The organism is Bifidobacterium vansinderenii (assembly GCF_002234915.1).
GTDB classification, from domain to species: Bacteria; Actinomycetota; Actinomycetes; order Actinomycetales; family Bifidobacteriaceae; genus Galliscardovia; species Galliscardovia vansinderenii.
On the sequence record NZ_NEWD01000020.1, the window covers coordinates 72,374 to 93,442 of the forward strand.

The 21,069-nt window shown below is 62.4% G+C and carries 16 protein-coding genes; 10 read left to right on the forward strand and 6 right to left on the reverse strand.

What is annotated here, in order from left to right; genetic code table 11:
- Positions 1 to 333: 333 nt before the first annotated feature.
- Positions 334 to 2,070, reverse strand: a complete 1,737-nt coding sequence (locus Tam10B_RS07920; RefSeq protein ID WP_093960710.1) for a tetratricopeptide repeat protein — start codon at positions 2,068 to 2,070, stop codon at positions 334 to 336.
- A gap of 157 nt (positions 2,071 to 2,227) precedes the next feature.
- Here Tam10B_RS07920 and Tam10B_RS07925 point away from each other — a divergent pair, with 157 nt between their 5' ends.
- The 4 genes from Tam10B_RS07925 to Tam10B_RS07940 all read left to right on the forward strand — a co-directional run bounded on the left by Tam10B_RS07925 (position 2,228) and on the right by Tam10B_RS07940 (position 6,976).
- Positions 2,228 to 3,268, forward strand: a complete 1,041-nt coding sequence (locus Tam10B_RS07925) for a 3-isopropylmalate dehydrogenase (protein ID WP_093960711.1) — start codon at positions 2,228 to 2,230, stop codon at positions 3,266 to 3,268.
- A gap of 234 nt (positions 3,269 to 3,502) precedes the next feature.
- Positions 3,503 to 4,042, forward strand: coding sequence for a TM2 domain-containing protein (locus Tam10B_RS13835; protein WP_408606647.1), 540 nt, complete (start codon positions 3,503 to 3,505; stop codon positions 4,040 to 4,042).
- A 159-nt stretch (positions 4,043 to 4,201) separates the two neighbouring features.
- Positions 4,202 to 5,662 carry a lipoate--protein ligase family protein gene (locus Tam10B_RS07935; RefSeq protein ID WP_093960712.1) on the forward strand — a complete coding sequence of 487 codons (1,461 nt, stop codon included), beginning with the start codon at positions 4,202 to 4,204 and terminating at the stop codon, positions 5,660 to 5,662.
- Between the two features lie 162 nt (positions 5,663 to 5,824).
- Positions 5,825 to 6,976, forward strand: a complete 1,152-nt coding sequence (locus Tam10B_RS07940; RefSeq protein WP_093960713.1) for a quinone-dependent dihydroorotate dehydrogenase — start codon at positions 5,825 to 5,827, stop codon at positions 6,974 to 6,976.
- 189 nt (positions 6,977 to 7,165) lie between these two features.
- Here Tam10B_RS07940 and Tam10B_RS07945 read toward each other — a convergent pair whose 3' ends face one another.
- From Tam10B_RS07945 to Tam10B_RS07955, 3 genes are all read right to left on the reverse strand, one after another.
- Positions 7,166 to 8,293, reverse strand: a complete 1,128-nt coding sequence (locus Tam10B_RS07945; RefSeq protein WP_233133658.1) for an NADH:flavin oxidoreductase/NADH oxidase — start codon at positions 8,291 to 8,293, stop codon at positions 7,166 to 7,168.
- A 173-nt stretch (positions 8,294 to 8,466) separates the two neighbouring features.
- Positions 8,467 to 10,695, reverse strand: coding sequence for a transglycosylase domain-containing protein (locus Tam10B_RS07950; RefSeq protein ID WP_198947561.1), 2,229 nt, complete (start codon positions 10,693 to 10,695; stop codon positions 8,467 to 8,469).
- Positions 10,696 to 10,863: 168 nt separating this feature from the next.
- Positions 10,864 to 11,583, reverse strand: coding sequence for a Crp/Fnr family transcriptional regulator (locus tag Tam10B_RS07955; protein ID WP_093960715.1), 720 nt, complete (start codon positions 11,581 to 11,583; stop codon positions 10,864 to 10,866).
- Positions 11,584 to 11,947: 364 nt separating this feature from the next.
- Between Tam10B_RS07955 and Tam10B_RS07960 the strand changes: the two genes are divergently transcribed.
- The 5 genes from Tam10B_RS07960 (at position 11,948) to Tam10B_RS07980 (ending at position 18,613) form a co-directional block, all read left to right on the forward strand.
- On the forward strand, positions 11,948 to 12,754 hold the full coding sequence (locus tag Tam10B_RS07960) for a polyprenol monophosphomannose synthase (RefSeq protein ID WP_093960726.1): 807 nt from the start codon (positions 11,948 to 11,950) through the stop codon (positions 12,752 to 12,754).
- Between the two features lie 534 nt (positions 12,755 to 13,288).
- Positions 13,289 to 14,092 carry a DeoR/GlpR family DNA-binding transcription regulator gene (locus Tam10B_RS07965; RefSeq protein ID WP_093960716.1) on the forward strand — a complete coding sequence of 268 codons (804 nt, stop codon included), beginning with the start codon at positions 13,289 to 13,291 and terminating at the stop codon, positions 14,090 to 14,092.
- A 2-nt stretch (positions 14,093 to 14,094) separates the two neighbouring features.
- A complete protein-coding gene (gene galT / locus Tam10B_RS07970; RefSeq protein ID WP_093960727.1) occupies positions 14,095 to 15,345 on the forward strand; it encodes a galactose-1-phosphate uridylyltransferase in 1,251 nt (416 codons plus the stop codon).
- A gap of 296 nt (positions 15,346 to 15,641) precedes the next feature.
- On the forward strand, positions 15,642 to 16,889 hold the full coding sequence (gene galK / locus Tam10B_RS07975; RefSeq protein WP_093960717.1) for a galactokinase: 1,248 nt from the start codon (positions 15,642 to 15,644) through the stop codon (positions 16,887 to 16,889).
- Positions 16,890 to 17,272: 383 nt separating this feature from the next.
- On the forward strand, positions 17,273 to 18,613 hold the full coding sequence (locus Tam10B_RS07980; RefSeq protein WP_093960718.1) for an MATE family efflux transporter: 1,341 nt from the start codon (positions 17,273 to 17,275) through the stop codon (positions 18,611 to 18,613).
- A 107-nt stretch (positions 18,614 to 18,720) separates the two neighbouring features.
- On the opposite strand, the gene Tam10B_RS07985 is transcribed toward Tam10B_RS07980, so the two are convergent.
- Together Tam10B_RS07985 and Tam10B_RS07990 are read right to left on the reverse strand one after the other, a co-directional pair.
- Complete coding sequence (locus tag Tam10B_RS07985) at positions 18,721 to 20,085, reverse strand: PFL family protein (RefSeq protein WP_093960719.1); 1,365 nt, start codon at positions 20,083 to 20,085, stop codon at positions 18,721 to 18,723.
- A gap of 55 nt (positions 20,086 to 20,140) precedes the next feature.
- On the reverse strand, positions 20,141 to 20,413 hold the full coding sequence (locus Tam10B_RS07990) for an ACT domain-containing protein (RefSeq protein ID WP_093960720.1): 273 nt from the start codon (positions 20,411 to 20,413) through the stop codon (positions 20,141 to 20,143).
- A gap of 189 nt (positions 20,414 to 20,602) precedes the next feature.
- On the opposite strand from Tam10B_RS07990, the gene Tam10B_RS07995 reads away from it, so the two are divergent.
- Positions 20,603 to 21,069: transposase-like zinc-binding domain-containing protein (locus Tam10B_RS07995; RefSeq protein ID WP_456297851.1), on the forward strand; the 467-nt coding region annotated here is incomplete at its 3' end.

Below are 21,069 nucleotides of genomic sequence, written 5' to 3' on the forward strand. Positions count from 1 at the left end.
CTTAAGGAATGACGAATACAAGTCGGGGTGTCATCCTCGTACAGAGGACGACACCCCGGAATCGTGGATCTCTATGGTCGCATGTTGCGTGACGCCCCTGTTCGGATGCTCAGGGGCGTCACGACCCGTCAGATGTGCCCGTTGTAGGAGCCGTCGGAACCGAAGATGCTGGGCATGATGTATTCTCCTTTGGTTGTGGATTGATGCCTCGTCTTCTGTGCGGGGCTGCCCTGACTATGTCGCAGGCAGGGATAAATCGGATACGAAAAATGACGTGAAATTCCAGATGATGTCCCGACTCTCCGGAAGCATAAGACCGAGCTGATCCCCGTATCAGACCCGGAGCCTTGCAAGACTATCGGTCGCGCGACTGTATCCCTGCCGTGCGGCCAGACGGTACCATCGCTCTGCTTCATCGAGATCCTTGGAAACTCCGTTGCCGTCCCTGTAGCAGTTTCCTATTCTCCACTGCGCTTCGGCCAGTCCCTGCATGGCGGCCTTGCGGTACCACTGCAACGCCTTGCCGTCGTCATGGGACACTCCTCGGCCGTTACCGTATGCCAGACCGAGATTGCACTGCGCCTGTGCGTTGCCGAGGTCCGCGGCCATGCGATACCAGTAGGCCATCTGCGCATAGTCGCATTCGACGCCCCTGCCCATCTCATACATGAAGCCGAGATTGCATTCGGCTCCGACATGGCCCTGCATGGCGGCCTTGCGGTACCATTCAACGGCCGTCGCGTCATTCTGCTCCACACCGGTTCCGTGCGCATATAGGAAGCCAAGACGGAACTGGGCCTCTGCCATGCCCTGTTCCGCAGCCTTGTCGTACCAGTGGGCCGCCTCGGCGTCGTTCTGCTCTGTGCCAAAGCCATAGGAATAGTTGTAGCCCAGATTGTATTGACCGAGAACATTACCGTTTTCCGCGGCTCTGCGATACCAGCGATTCGCTTCCACGCGGTTCTGCTCCATCCCCAGGCCTCGGCCGTACAGGACCCCGAGATTGTTCTGGGAAAGCGCATAGTTCTGTTCGGCGGCCTTGCGGTACCAGATCATCGCCATCGCATAATCCTGCGTCACGCCTCGCCCTGATTGGTACAGTCGGCCCAAGTCGTTCTGCGCCGGCGCGAATCCCGCATCGGCCGCCGCCTGATACCAGTGGGCCGCCAGACCGTAGTCGATATCGCATCCCTCGCCGTATTCATAGGCGATGGCCAGATTGTACTGGGCCTTGGGATACCCGTGCTCGGCGGCCTTGCGCGTCCAGATCCACGCCTCGGTATCGTCCTTGTCCACGCCCCTGCCGTCTCGATATAGTGTCGACAGTGCGAATTCGGCCGGTGCATATCCCCAGAGGGCAGCGTAACGACAGTATTCCGCGGCTTTGTCGTCGTTCTGCGGCAATCCGCCGACGCCGTCACGGTATTGGGCGGCATGATCCAGCTGCTCCGCGGCTATCGGATCCTGCCTGCGCCAAGGGTCATCGCCATCAGTGGCCTGATAATGCTGCAGATCCAGCATGACCGGCTTTGTATTGCCGGAACCGGAGCCCATTCGCAACGTTCTGATGTCATGGTTCATGGCGGTGATGATGCGCTGCGTCCAGTCTTCCGTCGTATTGTCATCCGGCCACGTTCCGGTCAATACGGAGGAACGCTGCAGGCTGTTTTCGTATGCGGCGAGTCGGGATCGTTCATCGGTCGCAGGTCCGTCAGGGGATGCATTGAAATAGATGTGACAGGGTTTGCCCGCCCGCAGCGCCAGATGAATTTCCTCGGCGGTCCCCGATTCCGCGCGGGGTGTGGGGGAGCCAAGCGTGGCGTTGAATACAGCAAAGACGATGTCGGCATTGTCGATGATCTGACGATTGGTGATCTCCTGACCGTCGTGTCCGGGACTGTGAACGGGCACCGTATCTCGTGGCCATCGTTGGGGAACGGCCCGGCATTGCAACATCGATTCCGCGGAATAATTCCACGCCTGCAGCGCTTGCTCTATGCCCTGCTTGGCGATCTCGGCGTCGACCGGGCCTACGATGGTCACTCGGAATTGTTCGATATTGTCAGACATGACGTTCGCTCCTTTGCCATTTCACTATACCGTGGCTGTCCATCGGTACCGTGGCCGCTGAAGGCACTGTTAACGGCGATCATCTGTCCGCACCGCGCCTGTCCACCAGACGGACTCCGGGCATTGGTTTCGGATGGGCGCACCTACCCTGTTGGGTATGGCAAATGACATCAAGACACTGAACATCGCCGTCATCCCCGGCGATGGCATCGGCAAGGAAGTCACCCCCGTCGCCCAGCAGGTGCTGGAAAAGGCCTCCGAAGGCGTCGTGAACTTCAACTACACCAACTTCGAACTCGGCGCCGAGCGCTACCTGCGCGACGGTGCGATCCTGCCCGACGACGAGCTGGAGGAGATCAAGAAGCAGGACGCCATCCTGCTGGGCGCCGTCGGCGACCCGCGCATCAAGGCCGGCATCCTGGAGCGCGGCCTGCTGCTCAAGCTGCGTTTCGCGCTTGACCAGTACGTGAACCTGCGTCCGACCAAGCTGTACAAGGGCGTCACCTCGCCGCTCGCCAACCCCGGCGACATCGACTTCGTGGTCGTGCGCGAGGGCACCGAGGGCCTGTACTGCGGCGCCGGCGGCGCGGTGCGCGTCGGCACGCCGAACGAGGTGGCCACTGAGGTGTCCATCAACACGGCGTACGGCGTGGAGCGCGTGGTGCGCTACGCGTTCGAGCTGGCCATGAAGCGCAAGAAGCACGTCACGCTCGTGCACAAGAAGAACGTGCTCGTCAACGCCGGCGACATGTGGCAGCGCATCGTCGACAAGGTCGGCGAGGAATATCCCGAGGTCACGCACGACTACCTGCACATCGACGCCACCACGATCTTCCTGGTGTCGAACCCGAGCCGCTTCGACGTGATCCTCACCGACAACCTGTTCGGCGACATCATCACCGATGAGGCCGGTGCCGTGGTCGGCGGCGTGGGATACTCCGCTTCCGGCTGCATCAACGCCACCAACGAATACCCGTCGATGTTCGAGCCGATCCACGGTTCCGCTCCGGACATCGCCGGCAAGGGCATCGCCAACCCGACGGCCGCCGTGCTGTCCACCGCCATGCTGCTGCGTCACTTCGGCTATGACGAGGCCGCCGCGCGTATCGACGCCGCCGTCGAGGCCGACATCGAGGAGCTCGGCTCCACCAAGCGCAGCACCGAGCAGGTCGGCAAGGACATCCTCGCCCGCCTGTAAATGGTTTGAGCGGTCCGGTCGGTTCGGTCTGATCGCATGATTTGGTAGTCCAAAGCGAATTTGGTAGTCCAAAACGGACACTTGAGCGCCGTTGTGAGTGCTCACACTGTTCGCTTTGGACTACCAAATTTGTTTTGACTACCAAGTTCGCTTTGACTGCCAATTCCGTATTCGCCGTATCGGCACCGCATACGCTCGACGCGCAATGTTGCGTTGGTCGGGTAGCGTGGGAATATGACTTCATACAACGGGAATCCCAATCCTTATACCAACGGTTCAGGCAACGAAAGCGCCAACGGTTCTGGCAATGCCAATGCCAATGCCAATGCCAACGCCGCAGGCTCCGGCAATTCATATGGTTCGTCCAATCCGTATAGCGGTTCGTACGGTCAGAATCCGTATGCCCAGCCGCAGCAGACTGCAGGTGCTGCCGGCGGCGCGAATCCGTACACCGGAAATCCGTACGGTCAGAATCCGTATCAGCAGAGCCCTTATCAGTCCGCTCCCAACGCCTACCAGCAGAATCCATACCAGCAGGCACCGTACGCGCAGAATCCGTATCAGCAGCCGTACCAGGCCTACCCGATGAGCGGCAAATCCAAGATCGCCGCCGGACTGCTCGGACTGTTCCTCGGCTCGTTCGGCGTCCACAACTTCTACCTCGGCAACACCGGCAAGGCAGTGGCCCAGCTGCTGCTGACGCTCGTCGGCTGGATCATCGTCATCGGCCCGTTCGTCGCCTGTGTGTGTGGGGGCTCATCGAGGGCATCATGATCCTGTGCTCGCAGTACGGTTCCCCGTGGCATCGCGACGCCAACGGCTACGAGCTGCGCGACTAGCGCCGAATGACCGTTGACGATACGAACAGCGACGACATGAACGATCTGCCACATGGATGATTTGCCACATGAACGATCTGCAAGGATGAGACGAATGCGTGATACCGAACCGACCTTCGCCACGACCGGCACCGACAATACGCGTGCCGTCCATACGCTGATCGGTCGCGGCGAGTGCAAGACACCGAACGGCAAGCTCGTGGCGGTGTCCGTCCGCCTTGCCGACAACGCCGGCGATAATACTGACGACAATGCCATCGCCGACGCCCATGCCGACGGTAACGTCATTGCCTCGGCCCGTCTTGACGGCGATTTTCTGATCGACGGTATCGCCGGGATCGACGACACCGCCGGACATGACGATATGACGCTGATCGCCGATGTGGAACGTGCGATCATGCGACAGCACGCGCCGATCGACGCTGTTCGGTTCAGGAAGGATGTCAGCCAGGCCGTCGAGGCGCATCCGCACTCCGAACTGATCGGCACCACTGCGGATGCCATCGTCACCGCCGCCGCTCGCGCGATCGCAGACGCGCTGATCGCCGCACACGGCGAAGACGGCAACGGTAATAGTGACGGTGGTGATACCGGTGAAGGGTGGGCCACCGATCGGGGATCAACGCCTTGGACCACAAGAAAATCCAAAGTCTCCAAAAACGACGCCGGCACCCAGTTTTCCGACTGTTGGCTCGATCTTTCCGACCGCACCCCGCGTATCATCCGCGACTCCGAACCCTACACGCCTGCCATGCAGATGGCCCTTGACCAGGCCATCGCCCAGGCGGTGGCGGCCGGCGAGCAGCCGCCGACACTGCGCTTCTGGAACTGGGGCAGCCCCGCCGTGGTCATCGGCGCCTACCAGTCCGTTGAAGGGGAAGTGAACGAAGCCGAAGCCGAGCGTGAAGGATTCACCGTAGTCCGGCGCATCACCGGCGGCGGCGCCATGTTCGTGCGCCCCGACGACACCATCACATACTCGCTGTACGTGCCCGAATCGTTCACCCACGGTCTCGACCCGGTGGAATCCTACCGGCTCTGTGACGAATGGGCGTTTGCCGCACTGCACGCCATGGGCATTCCCGCCGTGCACCAGCCGATCAACGACATCGCCACGCCGTCCGGCGGCAAGATCGGCGGCGCGGCGCAACGTCGATTCCCCGGCAGACCCGTCCGTCACGATGCCGCTGACGGTCCCGTCCCATCCGCCCCCGGCACTCAGTCCAGTCAGGGCGGCCCTGCACGTCCCGGCTGCATCCTGCACCACGTGACCATGGCCTACCGCATCGACACCGCGGCCATGAGCCGCATCCTGCGCATATCCAAGGAAAAGCTCAAATTCAAGGCCGTCGCCTCGGCAAGCAAACGCGTGCAGCCGCTCGCCACGCAGACTGACATGACCCGCGAGCAGATCGTCGACGGCATGATCGACTACGCGCTCGCAGGCATCCCCGGCGCACAATCCGCCGTCATCCCGGAATCGTTGCTGGCGCAGGCCCGTTCCCTTGCCGAGACCAGGTTCTCCAACCCAGCCTGGACCCATCGCATCCCCTGACCCGATCCTTCCCCTCATGCTCCCTTTCAAGGAGGAGGGAGCTGGCCGACAAAGTCGGTCTGGGGGAGGGCCCACCCCAATCACACCCAAAAACCATGCAACACGACAACTTCCCGCGTCGAGGAATGGCATCGTCGCGCGCAAGCGTGTAAAAAGGACGGTATGAGTTACGTGTCGCAGTCGCCAATTCACAATGCCGTCAACAAGGTCAGCACCAATCTGTTCTCCTTCGCCTACAAGAACGTTGCCAAGAAGGCGTTCTTTGCCATGCCGCCGGACCAGGCGCACGACGCCATGATCTCCGGCTGCTCGCTGGCCGGCAAGGTGCCGCCGCTCATGTGGATGCTGCGCGAGATGCTCGACTACACGGATCCCGCACTCGAGACCGAAGTGATGGGCGTGAAATTCCATAATCCGTTCGGCCTGTCCGCCGGACTCGACAAGGACTGCAAGCTGCCCGCCGTGCTCGACGCTGCAGGATTCGGCTTCGAAACGTTCGGCTCCACCACGGCCCGCCCGTGCGCAGGCAACCCCCGCCCGTGGTTCCACCGTCTGCCCGAATACGGGTCGATGATGGTGCACGCGGGACTCGCCAACGAAGGCTCCGCCAAGGTGATCGCCCGCGCCGAGAAGGCGTTCACGAATGTGAGCACGCTGCGCATGTCCGCGTCCCTCGCCCGTACGAACGACAAACTGGTGGGCGACCTCGACGAGGGCATTGCCGACTACCGCACGTCGCTGGAGCGTGCCGTCGGCCGCACCGACATGATCGAGATCAACGTCTCCTGCCCGAACACCATGGCGGGAGAGCCGTTCACCAGCGACCCGAAGAACCTCGACCGACTGTTCGCGTCCCTCGACGAAGTGAGCCGCCCGCAGCCCACGCTCGTCAAGCTGCCGCTCAACAAGTCTTGGGATGAGATGAAGGCGCTGCTCGACGTGCTTGCCGAGCACAACGTGCAGGGCGTGTCGCTGGCGAACCTGCAGAAGGACCGCACCGGCATGGACGACATTCCCAAGGACTGGAAGGGTGGCCTGTCCGGCATGCCGTGCGGCAAGGCCAGCACCGAGCTGGTGGCCCGCGTGTACCGCGACTACGGCGACCGTTTCGCCATCGCCGGCATCGGCGGCGTATTCACGCCCCAGCAGGCGTACGCGAAGATCCGCGCCGGCGCCAGCCTGGTCATGTTCATCTCGTCGCTGATGTACGTCGGACCGCAGAACATCAGCACGCTCAAGCGTGGTCTGGTGGAGCTGCTGCACGCCGACGGCTTCGACAACGTGCAGCAGGCCGTCGGCATCGACGTCCGCTGACGCAGCGTATTCGCGATCAGCGTATTCATCCCTCCCTCAGTCCGACTTCGTCGGCCAGCTCCCTCCCCTGGAGGGAGCACGAGGTTGTGTGCGCTATCCGCTTAGGCTGAAACCCTTTTCGTGCTCCCTCCAGGGGAGGGAGCTGTCACGCACAGCGTGACTGAGGGAGGGCTCCAGTCCGGCGAACGTTCAGTACGCCCCACGCACGTACTGATCCGGGTATCCCGCCGCCTCGGTGCTCAGTCCGAGCTTGTACGCGGCGCGCAGAGGCCAGTACGGATTACGCAGCGCGGCGCGTCCGATCTCCACGGCGTCCGCGTCCCCACGGTTCACGATCTTGTCGGCCTGCTTGGCCTTGGTGATCAGCCCCACGGCGGTGGTGCGAATATCCGCGTGCTTGCGCACCTCCGACGCGAACGGCACCTGATACCCCGGTTCCGCGGGAATCGTCACACCGGCGATGATGCCGCCGGTGGACACGTCGATCAGATCCACACCATGGCTGCGTAGCGCACGCGCGACGGCGATGGTCTGATCCAGATCCCAGCCGCCGGCCGCCCAGTCGGTCGCGGAAACACGCACGAGCAGCGGCGAATTGTCGGGCATCACGCTGCGCACCGCATCGGCCACCTCGATCAGCAGACGCATACGGTCGTTGAGATCGCCGCCATACTCGTCGGAACGCTCATTGGTAAGCGGATCCAGAAACTCACTGAGCAGATACCCATGCGCGGCATGAATCTCAATGGCCTGGAACCCGGCGCGGACGGCACGAGACGCGGCGGCACGGAACTGCTCCACAATGCCGTGAATCTCCTCCACGCTCAGCTCCCTCGGCATCGCATAATCGCCGAACGCAATGGGGGAGGGGGCCACGGTCTGCCATCCGCCGGCATCCAACGGCACGCTCTGCCCCTCGTACCCCACGGCGAAACTGCCCGTGGAACCCTTGCGGCCGGAATGATTGAGCTGCACGGCCGGCACCGCGCCGGCATCACGAATGCCGTCGACGATCCAACGCCAGGCCTCCACCTGATCGTCGTTCCACAGGCCCACATCATTGGGGGAGATGCGGCCCTCGGGACTCACCGCCGTCGCCTCGGCGATCACCATGCCGAAACCGCCAAGCGCTCGCGATACATAATGCTGGTAGTGGAACGGCGTGGGCTTGCCGTCCTGCGCGAACGCCGAGTAGGTGTCCATCGGAGGCAGCCATACGCGGTTGCGGATTTCCAGACCACGCAGGGTGAGCGGGTCGAACAGATGCGGACGTGTGTTCTTCTTGGAGCGTTTTCCGGTTCGCTTGTCAGCTGCCATGATCGTTGCCTTCGTTCGTTGTGTGGCCGTCGCCAGTGTTGCGTGGCTGCAGCCGATGTCCGCCCGTCCCCATCCCATGCCGACGTCGGCATAACAAAACAGGCGCAGGGGTTGATCCCCCTACGCCTGTTTTACCACATGAGCCCTAAACGAAGCCTTTGGAACTCGCTAACTCACTGCCCTTCGGTGGTGGTGCCGGAGGTAGTACCGGAAGTGGTGCCCGAGTTCGTGCTGGTGCTGCCGCTCGTGCTGCGCGACTTCGTCGAACTCGACTTCTTCTTGGTGGTGGACGACGTGGAGCCGGTCGTGCGGATCATGTTCTGGTCCGGGTTGCCGTAGTCGTTGTCCTGCGGAATGTTCGCGGAGCTCAGATAGTTCTCCATGAACTCCTTCCACGTCGGCAGTGCGATATCGGCACCGTACCAGGACGAGCGGTACACGCCGTTGATCGTGCCCTTGAGCGAGACGCCCGAGTTCTCGGCATTGGTGATCAGCGCGAACGCGGCCACCTGCGGCACGAAGCCGGACGTGGCGAGCTGCGTCTGCTCGCTCGTACCGGTCTTGGCGAAGGTCTTGCGGTTGTCGGACAGCTGTGCGTCCTTGGCCACACCCTGCGTCACGTTGAGGTTCATGGCGTAGGCGGTGGTCTGCGCCACTTCGGAGGAGATGGCCTGATGGCAGTTGGCGCTCGGCACCTTGTAGCTCTTGCCGGAGCTGTCGACCACCTTGTTCAGGGCGATCGGCGTGCATTCCACGCCGTTGCCGGCGATGGTCGCGTACACGTTGGCCATGGTCAGCGGCGACGACGGTTCGGTACCGATCACCATCGACGGGTTGTACTTGGTGATGTCGGTGCCGTCGGCACGGTGATAGCCCATGGTCTTGGCCATGTCGGCGATGGACTTCAGGCCGATGCGCTGCGCCATGGACACCTGGGTGGTGTTGTGCGACTGGTTGAGTGCCTGCAGCGGGGTCTCCGGATTCACCGTGCCGCCGCCGGAGTTCTGCACGTCGAACACACCGGCACCGTCGGCGTCGGGGATGGTCTTGTACGAGTAGTGCATGCTGGTGGCCAGCGGCTCGTTGGCGGAGTTGCCGGCGTTGATCCATGCGGCGAAGTTGATGGGCTTCCACGTGGAACCGACCTGGAAGCCGGAGCCGCCGCCGTCCGCGTAATCCACGGCGTAGTTCACGGAGGTGCGCGTGGTGCCCGGTGCGCCGTTCACGTCGTACGTGCGGTTCTGTGCCAGAGCGAGCACCTCACCGGTGCCAGGTCGGATCGCGGCGAGGATGTTCTCGTATCCGCTCGGATCGTCCTCGGGCAGGTTGTCGCGCACGGCGGTCCACGCGGAGTTCTGCGCGTTCACGTCGAGCGTGGTGTAGATGTTGAGGCCGCCCTGCTTGATCAGCTGGCGACGCTCCTTGAGTGTCTTGCCGAACACGTCGGACTTCTCGATCTGGCGAATCGCATAGTCGCAGAAGTATGCGGCGTTGCCCGCGGCCTGGCATCCCACGGCCACGTCCTGCACATGCAGGGTGTCGGCGAGCGGGATCTTCTTGGCGGCGTCGGTCTCGGACTTGTCAACGAAGCCCCATTCGCTCATCAGATCAAGGGTGATGTTGCGCTGCTTCTCGGCCTCTTCCGGGTTCACGGTGGGGTCGAAGTTGGCGGGGTTCTTGGTGATTGCCGCGATCGTGGCGGACTCCACCAGATTCAGGTCGGACGCGCTCTTGGAGAAGTAGTGCTGTGCGGCGGTCTCCACGCCGTACACGTTCTTGCCGAACTGTGCGATGTTGAGGTAGCCCTGCAGGATCTCCTGCTTGGAGTACTTCTTCTCCAGTTCTACGGAGATGAGCATCTCGCGCAGCTTGCGGGCGATGGTCTCCTCCTGCGCGTGGTACGCCTCGATCGGATCGTCGTCCTCAAGAGCCTGATCGATGAGGATGTTCTTCACGTACTGCTGGGTGAGGGTCGAACCGCCCTGGGTGTCGCCCTTCTTCACGTATGTCTGCACGAACGCTCGTGCGATGCCCTGCGGATCGATGCCGCTGTGATCCCAGAAACGATGGTCCTCGCGCGCCACCACGGCCTTCTGCATATAGTCCGAAATGCTCTTCAGCGGCACAATGATGCGGTTCTGCTCATAGAACGTGGCCAGCACCGTGGTGCCGTCGGACGCGTACATGCGCGACTGCTGCGGCAGGTCGGCAAGGTCGAAGTTGATGTCGTCGGCCTTCAGTGAGGAGGTCAGGCTCTTGGTCATGGTGTTCGCGCCCATGACGGCCGGCAGTAGGAAGCCGGAGGCCACCACACCGCCTGCGACGCAGAACATGATATAGGCAAGAATCAGCGTGAACACACGACGAGTTGTCTTAGGTTTCTTTTCGGGCATGGTGCCCATTGTAAAGTGGTGACCCTACCTTTCGACCATCCGTTTCCAATCTTCACGGCACTGTCATTCCCGTAAAATTCGCTGGAAATTTACTGATGTGCCCTTTTCCATGTGCTCCCTCCGAGGGAGGGAGCTGGACGACGAAGTCGGACTGGGGGAGGAATAAATAGTAGAAGCTTACTGATGCGCCCTTCGGATCAGCTTGCCCGGCTGGTAGATGATGATCGTGCGGCCCCTGCGCGAGATCCATCCGCGCTGCGTGAACTCCATCAGCGCCTTGTTCACCGTTTCGCGCGAGGCGCCCACGAGCTGTGCCATCTCCTCCTGCGTCAGATCGTGCGGCACCACCAGTCCGTCCTCACTCGGCTCGCCGAATCGCTGGGCGAGGTCTATGAGCGTCTTCGCAAGCCTTCCGGGAACGTCCATGAACACCAGATCGGCGATGCGCTCGTTGTTGAGTCGTGCACGATAGCCCATCACCTGAAGCATGTCGATGGCCACGCGCGGATGCTCGTCAAGCCATGCGAACAGTGCGGCGCGTTCGAGCGAGGCGACGATCGTACCGTTGGTCATCACGATGGCGGACGCGGTGCGCGGGCCGCCGGTCGGATCGAACACGGGGATCTCGCCGAGCAGTTCTCCGCGTCCGGTGATCGACAGCAGATGGATGCGATGATCCGTCGATTCTCGGGTGAGTTTGATGCGTCCGGTCTCTACCAGATACATGCGGTGGTCCGTATCCCCCTCGTGGAATACCGCATCGCCTTTGGAGTAGTAGCGTCGCTGGAGGTGCGGCAGCAGCTGGTCGGCCTCCTCGGGGCGCACCTGCTTGAACAGTGCGGTGTGCAGAAGGGCGTCGCGTTGGCTTTCCAAGTCGTCGGTAGCGCGAATCACCAAGCGTCAACCTCCATCGTTGAGTCCCTTATGATTTTTCTCAGTCTATTAGTCTAGCGCTCATGTGACGGGCGGAATATCCTGTTGAATGGATTTGTCGACAATTGACAGTCGCGAGTCAGTCGAAAAAGCGTGGTCGACGACGAACGAACATATATATAAGGAATCGGATATGGCTGTTTTGACGGACGGGGAAGCGGGTACGCGTCGTTCGGGAGTGTGTTCGGGGAACCGTGTGAGCGTTTCGCATCGTGGAAGCGAAACGATTGACGAATGGGACGGCGATTCGCCGCGTGCGCGTGATTCGTCGACTCGCGACTCGTCGGTTCACGGTCCGTCGGTTTGCGATTCGTCGGTCGTGGTGGTGATGCCCACGTACAACGAGAAGAACAATCTGCCCGTGACGATTCCTGCGATCCTGCGGTACTGTCCGGACGTGCACATTCTGATCGTCGACGACAATTCCCCCGACGGCACCGGTGATCTCGCCGATGCGATGGCCGGTCATGACCCGCGTATTCATGTGCTGCACCGGGCCGGCAAGGGCGGACTCGGTCCCGCGTATCTGGCCGGTTTCCGCTGGGCGTTGGACCGCGGCTACGACGTGATCTGCGAGATGGACATGGACGGTTCTCATCGTCCGCAGGATCTGCCGCGGCTGCTCGCGCCGCTGACGGGGGAGTCCGCGGCTGGTGCGGGATCGGCTGGCGCGGCGCCGGCGTCCGAAACGTCGTCGCGTGTGCCGGGCGCTGGTGCTGCGGGCGGTCGTCGTGGCGAACGGGTCGATCTAGTGATCGGTTCGCGTCGTGTGCGCGGCGGGCGTTCGGAGGGCTGGCCGTGGTATCGCAATCTGATCTCGTCGTGCGGATCATGGTATGCGCGCGTGATGCTTGGCTCCCATGTACACGACATGACCGCCGGATTCCGTGCGTATCGTGCATCGATGTTGCGTTCTGTTCGTTTGGACTCGGTGGAGGCGGGCGGATACGTGTTCCAGATCGACATGACACGTCGTGTGCTGGCCGCCGGCGGCGTGATCCGCGAGGTGCCGATCGTGTTTCCCCAGCGTGCGCTCGGCGTCTCCAAGATGAGCTCCGCCATCGTGATCGAGGCCATGTGGCGCGTCACCGTCTGGGGCCTGCAACGGCTGCTGCGCGGTCGGCGTCGATCATGAACATTCGTTCCCGCTGACGATGGATCTGTTGATGCGGGACCGTGCGCGAACGCTCCTGCGGTTACGTTTCGTCGTGAATCACGAACGGAACGTATCTGAAATCCGCGTTTCGGTTACGTTCCATTGTGGATCGTGAGCGGAACGTACTTGAAGTCCATATCCCGGTTACGTTCCATTGCGGATCGTAGACAAAACGTACCCGAAGCCTGTGTTCCGGTTACATTTTGTTGCGTAGTCGTGTCGAAACGTAACCGAAGGGGGAGGTTCGGTTACGTTTCGGTGGTCTTGAATGACGAAGCGTAACCGAACGACGTCGCGCCATTACGTTCCGTCGTGATGCGCTGGCGGAACGTAATCGAACGACGCCGCGTGACTGTGGACGTGGTCGGTCGTGGAGCGAGTCAAAGCATGATGGGGGTGTCGACTACGTCGTTGTTTACGGTTGGTGGGTATGTGACGTTCGACAGACAACACGTCACAAAAAAATGTTCGGTTGATTTTACTTTTTGATAGGTTGTGTGCGATAATGTTCATATGATTTCCTCCCATAGACAACATGTGATTCTGAGCAGGCTCCGCACCCGCGGTGCCGTTCGCATCACCGCACTCAGCAAGGAACTCGGCGTCTCATCAATGACGATCCGCCGAGACATCGCCGAACTTGCGGACAAGGGACTGCTCAAGCGCGTGCACGGCGGCGCCGTGACCACCAGTACATTGCTTGCCGAACCGTTGTTCTCCGTCAAGTCGCAGATGGACATCGGTCTCAAGGACGCCATCGCGCGCGCCGCCATCGAATACGTGTCGCCCGGCGATGTGATCGCCATCGGCGGCGGCACCACCGCGTACGTGTTCGCCCAGCATCTGCTGGAAAGCGAGAACTCGTCGGGCATCACCATCCTGACGAACTCGATCCCGGTCGCCGAACTCGTGCAGGCCATGGAGAACAAGGACGCCGAGGTGATCGTCACCGGCGGCGTGCTCACCCGCTCCAACTCGCTCGTCGGTCCGATCGCCGACAAGGTGATCTCCTCGCTGCGCGTCAACACGCTGTTCCTCGGCACGCATTCGGTGTCGATGCCCCGCGGCTTCCTCACTCCGAACTCGCTGGAATCCGCCACCGACGCCGCGCTGATCAACATCGCCGACCGCAGGGTGGTGCTGGCCGACCACACCAAGTGGGACAACACGTCATTGTCCATGTTCGCAAGCTTCGAGTCCATCGACGTGCTGATCACCGACGATGGGCTGGATCCCAAGTACGCCGAGCAGGCCAAGGATCTGGTAAAAGACCTCGTTCTGGCATCTCAGGACGAAACCGACAAGGAAAGAGAGTAATGATGACCGAATTCGCGCAGTACGTTCCTGGCGAATATGCAAAGAAGCACATCCGCATCACTCCGACCACGCTGGCCGACGGACGTGACTTCTTCTACCTCGACGACGATCCGGAGTACGTCTCCGGCGCCAAGACGCGTGAACTGAAGGATCCGCGCGACCTGCCGTACCGCTTCAGCAACCAGCTCAACGCCGCCGGCGAGGAAGTGCCGTACGCCGCGCCCGAGATGCGTCGCGACCCGCTGACCGGTGACTGGATCCCGATGGCCACCGCCCGTATGAACCGACCGATCACCGCCGGTCCGGGCGCCACCGCCAAGGGCAACCCGCTGGCCGCCCGCAAGCCCGGTGATCCGTACCAGGACGGCGAGGTGCCGGATACCGACTACAACGTGGTCGTGTTCGAGAACCGCTTCCCGTCGATGGTGCGCGTGCCCGGCCGCAGCGAGGACGTCACGTTCGTCGACGGCAACCCGCTGTGGGAGAAGAAGATGGCCGCCGGTCGCTGCGAGGTCATCTGCTTCGACCCGAACGAGCATGGACTGCCCGCCGACCTGCCGGTGTCCCGTCTGCGCACGGTCGTTGAGGCGTGGGCGTTCCGCACCGCCGAGATCTCCGCCATGGACGGCATCGAGCAGATCTTCCCGTTCGAGAACCACGGTGCCGAGATCGGCGTCTCCCTGGCCCACCCGCACGGTCAGGTGTACTGCTACCCGTTCATCGCCCCGAAGATGGAGAAGGAGCTCAAGCAGACCGAGGCCTACCACGAGAAGACCGGCGGCAACCTGCTCAAGGATCTCATGAACGCCGAGCTCGAGGCCGAGGAGCGCGTGATCATGCGCAACCACAGCTGGGTCGCCTACGTGCCGGCCGCCGCGCGCTGGCCCCTCGAGGTGCACGTGGCCCCCGTGCGCGACGTGCTCACCATCGACGAGCTCAACGATCAGGAGCGCTGGGATCTGGCGCAGATGTACTCCACGCTGCTCAAGCGCGGCAACGCGTTCTTCGACAAGGGCGACGGCAAGGGCATGGACCTGCCGTACATCGCCGCCTGGCACCAGGCCCCGATCCACGACCCGCGCCGTGCGAACTACCGTCTGAACCTGCAGTTCTTCAGCTTCCGTCGCGCCGCCAACAAGATCAAGTACCTTGCCGGCTCCGAGTCGGGCATGGCCGCCTGGATCTCCGACACCACGCCGGAGCTCATCGCCAAGCGCTTCCACGAGCTCGGCCCCATCGACATCGAAGACTGACGCGCGTCCCTCGGCTCGTGTGGTAGCTCTCTGGCTCTCCTCTCTGAGGGGAACTGTCCGCGCGGCTGGCACCCACCTTTGGCTCCCCTCTCTGAGGGGAGCTGTCTGCGAAGCAGACTGAGGGGAGCCGCCCGCGCGGAGCCTGCTCGCAACACGCATTGTCGAATGTTCACCGCCGCCCCTATAATCTCCCATAATCGAACAAAACTTAACAATAATCAACATCGCGTGCGACGACAAAGCCGTTCGAATTCGCATGCGATCACATACCCATCCAAGGAAGGAACACCATCACCATGGCGAAAGTCGAATTCATCGCCCCGATCGAATCCGAGGACGGCGTCGCCCGCGCGACCGAACTGTTCAAGGCCGCCTACGGCGAAGCGCCCGAAGGCGTCTGGAGCTCGCCCGGCCGTGTCAACCTGATCGGCGAGCACACCGACTACAACGCCGGCCTGTGCCTGCCCATCGCCCTGCCGCACCGCACCTACATCGCGCTCAAGCCGCGCACTGACACCACCGTGCGCGTCGTCTCCGACATCAAGCCCGACGACATCGCCACCGCCGACCTCGACGGACTCGAGGCCCGCGGCGTCGACGGCTGGGCCGCCTACCCGGTCGGCGTGGCCTGGGCGCTGCGCGAAAAGGGCTTCAACGTGCGCGGATTCGACGCCGCGTTCGTCTCTTGCGTGCCGCTCGGCAGCGGCCTGAGCTCGTCCGCAGCCATGACCTGCTCCACCGCACTCGCCCTCGACGACGTATACGGCCTCGGCTACGGACAGTCCGACTCCGGCCGCGTCACCCTGATCAACGCCGCCATCAAGTCCGAGAACGAAATGGCCGGCGCCTCCACCGGCGGCCTCGACCAGAACGCCTCCATGCGCTGCACCGAAGGCCACGCCCTGCTGCTCGACTGCCGTCCCGAGCTCACCCCGCTCGAGAATGTCTCCCAGCAGCCGTTCGACCTCAAGGCCAACAAGCTCGAACTGCTCGCCCTCGACACCCAGGCGCCCCACCAGCTCAATGACGGCCAGTACGCCGAACGTCGCTCCACCTGCGAGAAGGCCGCCGAAATCCTCGGCGTGGCCAACCTGCGCGTGACCGCCGACGCCATCCGCGAATCCGACGACCCGGCCAAGGCGCTGCAGGACACGCTCGACGCCCTGCCCAACGAGAACATGAAGAAGCGCGTGCGCCACGTCGTCACTGAGATCGAACGCGTGCGTGAATTCGTCAAGGCCTTCGCCGAGAACAACATCGAAGAGGCCGGCCGCCTGTTCAACGCCTCCCACGACTCCCTCGCCGTCGACTACGAGGTCACCGTGCCCGAGCTCGACGTGGCCGTGGACGTGGCCCGCCGCAACGGCGCCTACGGTGCCCGCATGACCGGCGGCGGCTTCGGCGGCTCCATCATCGCGCTCGTCGACGCCGGTCGATCCGAAGAGGTCGCGCAGAAGATCGCCGACGAGTTCGAGGCCCGCGGCTTCCACGCCCCGCGCGCGCTCGCCGCCTACGCCGCCCCCAGCTCCTCCCGCGACGCCTGATCCGCCTGATCCGCCGTCGCGCCTAGGGGCGTAAGCCTCTTCCGACTCCGAACTTTCGCCGGCCTGGACTGCACGCAAAGCAGTTCAGACCGGCGAACCCGTTTTCACAGCACCAATCACCCGAAATCGGCGATTCACAGCACGAAACACCCCCGGCAGCCATACCGAGACGGGCGTTTGACGCTGCGAATCGCCGATTTCGGGTATTTCGCGCTGCGAATTGCCGTCGGTGTCTATTCCCCGCGCATGATACCGGGTATCTGGCCGGCAATCCCGGGCAACGGAGAAACCGCCGGTATCCAACGGACCTACACTGTCGCACGGCAAAACAACAGCGCGAGTCAGAAACGACGCGAACCGTTCGAGAGCGAATCGAGGCATTCATGGCGACGATCGACATGACGGTAGGCAAACCCACCCCGCATCTGGTGAACTATGCGGTGCCCCTCGTGCTTACCAACGTGTTCCAACTGTCATATAACGCACTCGACGTCATCATCGTCGGCCGGTTCATCGGCAAGGAGGCGCTCGCCGCCACCGGCATGGCAAGCCCGATCATGAACCTGCTCATCCTCGGCATATCCGGCCTGACCATGGGCGCAGGCGTGCTCATGAGCGAATTCTTCGGCGCACGAGACCTCGCACGATTCCGCCGCGAGATGTCCACCACGATCATCGCCGGACTGATCCTCTCGATCGCGGTCGCCGCACTCGGATTCGCGCTCACCACACCACTGCTGCGCGTGCTCAACGTTCCCACGGCCGCATTCGCCCAGACCCGCACCTACCTGCGCATCACCTTCCTCGGCGTACCGTTCACCTACTGCTACAACGCGCTCGCGGCCGCGCTCAAAAGCGCCGGCGACTCCCGCACGCCGCTCGTATTCCTCAGCATCGCGCTGGTGATCAACGGACTGCTTGACTTCATCTGCATCGGATTCCTCGGATTCGGCATCGACTGGGCCGCGTTCACCGATGTGCTGGCCCAGGGGCTCGCCATGGTCATGACCGCGGTGTTCATGGTGGTGCGCATGCCCGACTTCCGTATACGCCGCGATGAGTTCGGCATCGATACCGCGTTGCTACGCACGACATGGAAGTACGGTTCGGTCACCGCGCTGCAGCAGTCGGTGCAGCCGATCGCCAAACTGATCATTCAAGGCGCGGTGAATTCGCTGGGCGTGGACGTGATCGCCGCGTTCAACGCCGTCACACGCATCGACGATTTCGCGTTCACCCCGCAGCAGAGCATTTCACACGGCATCACCACGTATGTGGCGCAGAATCGTGGAGCCGACAAGCCTGAGCATATTCGGCCCGGATTCCGTGCCGGACTGCGTTTGGAATTCGTGTATTGGATGATCATCGGCCTGGTTGTGCTGCTGTTCAACCGACCGATCATGCACATGTTCGTCACGTCGGATCAGACGCGCGTGATCGATCTGGGCAGCCAGTACCTGACCACGATGGCGCTGTTCTATCTATTCCCGTCGTTCACGAACGGCATTCAGGGATTCTTCCGAGGCATGGGCAACATGTCGGTCACGCTGATCTCCACGTTCATTCAGGCGTCGTTGCGTGCGGTGTGCACGTGGCTGATGATCGGATCGTTGGGCATGTACGGCATCAGTTTCGCCTGCGCGATCGGCTGGAGCGCCATGCTGCTGTTCGAGGTGCCGTATTACTTCGTCTATATGCGCAGGAGGGGATTGCTGGGCGAATGATGATGTGACGGGGGATTGGAGTGCGGGTCAGCTCCCCTCAGTCCGCCATTCGGCGGACAGCTCCCCTCAATCTTGAGGGGAGCCGCTGGGATTCAACCTGAGGGTAATCAGTTCTTGAAGCTGTGGATCGGGGCGGGGATGCGTCCGCCGCGGGTCACGAACGCCTCGCAGCTGGTCTGGTTCACCGGCATGATCGGCGCGTAGCCCATCAGACCGCCGAAGTTCGCCATCTCGCCCACGCCCTTGCCCGCCACGGGGATCACGCGCACGGCGGTGGTCTTCTGGTTCACCATGCCGATGGCTGCCTCGTCGGCGATCATGCCGGAAATGGTGGCCGCGGACGTGTCGCCGGGGATGGCAATCATGTCAAGACCGACCGAGCACACGCAGGTCATGGCCTCGAGCTTCTCGATCGTCAGGCAGCCGCTGCCGGCCGCGTCGATCATGTTCTTATCCTCGGAAACCGGAATGAACGCGCCCGAAAGGCCGCCGACGTAGGAGGACGCCATGATGCCGCCCTTCTTCACCTGATCGTTGAGCATGGCCAATGCGGCGGTGGTGCCGGGCGCGCCCACCTGCTCCAGGCCGATCTTCTCAAGCACCTCACCAACCGAATCACCCACGGCCGGGGTCGGCGCCAGCGACAGGTCGATGATGCCGAACGGAATGCCGAGGCGACGCGACGCCTCCTGTGCCACCAGCTGACCAACTCGCGTGATCTTGAATGCGGTGCGCTTGATCGTCTCGCACAGGAATTCGAAGTCACGTCCCACCGCGGCGTCCAGCGCTCGGGAGACCACGCCCGGACCGGACACGCCTACGTTGATCACTGCGTCGCCTTCGGTCACGCCATGGAAGCCGCCGGCCATGAACGGGTTGTCGTCCGGCACGTTGCAGAACGCCACGAACTTCACGCAGCCGTAGGAATCGTTGTCCTTCGTCAGCTCGGCGGTGTCCTTGATGATGTGGCCGAGCAGTTCCACGGCGTTCATGTCGATGCCGGTCTTGGTGGAGCCCACGTTCACGGACGAGCACACCAGATCGGTTTCGGACAGTGCCTTGGGCAGCGACTTGATGAGCAGCTCCTCGGCCGGGGTCATGGCCTTGGACACGAGCGCGGAGTAGCCGCCGATCAGGTCGACGCCCACTTCCTTGGCCGCACGGTCGAGCGCGTGCGCGATCTTCACGAAGTCGTCGCTGGTCTTGCAGGAGCTGGCGCCCACGAGCGAGATCGGCGTGACGGTGATGCGCTTGTTGACGATCGGGATGCCGTAGTCGCGACTGATCTCCTCGCCGGTCTTCACCAGATCCTTGGCGTAGGAGGTGATCTTGTTGTAGATGTTGTCGCAGACGGTGTCCACGTCGGCGGCCGCGCAGTCGAGCAGGCTGATGCCCATCGTGATCGTGCGCACGTCGAGCTTCTCCTGCTCGATCATCTGATTGGTCTCGTGGACCTCCATGATGTTCAGCATGGTGTGTGCAAATCCTTTCGGTTCGTGCGGATGCGGTGTCGCTTCGATCGTGCGATCAGACGCGGTGCATCTTGGTGAAGATCTCCTCGCGCTGGCAGCGGATGCGCACGCCGATGTCGTCGCCGAGGTCCTCGAGGTTGCCGACCATGGCGCTGAAGTCCTTGTCGGACTGGGAGTAGTCGACGATCATCATCATGTTGAAGAAGCCGTCGATGATGGTCTGGGAGATGTCGAGCACGTTCACGTGGTGCTTCGACAGGTAGGTGCAGACGCGGGCGATGATGCCGACCGTATCCTGTCCGACGACGGTGATGATTGCCTTGTTCATGAAGTTCCCCTTAAGGCCCTAAGACATAGAAAATACAGACTTCTCCAGTCTACCGTCTGCGTTCGTAACACGGGCTATAGGAACAAGAGTGTTGCTTATGTTCCGGGTTTGGCCTTACGGCAGTAGGCGTGTCGGGGTGTTATTTTTCCGCGTGAAAAAATAGGGGCGTTCCTCTGGTGGGCTGGATGCATGAGGACGAAATCCAGCAAGGCGAAGAAATGCCCCGTGTGCGGGTCGGCGATGAAGCGGAACGGCAGGACGAGGGCGGGAACCCAGCGGTGGATGTGCGTCGCGTGTTCGCTGACCGGGGTCATGCGTCAGCAGGACGCGGAACGTGGCAGGCAGCTCGACGCGTTCCTCGGCTGGCTGCTCGGCCGCGCGTCCCAGTCCTCATGCGACGCGCACGGCGATGCGCGGGCATTGCGCAAGCGGACAGCGTGGTGCTGGAACATCCGGCCCGAGATTCCCCCGTGCACGGTGAAGCATCACACGGTGATGGCGGACGGCACGTACATGAGCCACGGCTGGTGCCTGATCACGGCGGTCGACGGCGAAAGCGGCGAGGTGCTGGGTTCCCAGTGGTGCCCGCATGAGTCGAAGGCGGCCTACGTTGCGCTGTTCTCGCGCATCCCCTCGCCCGACGTGCTGGTCACGGA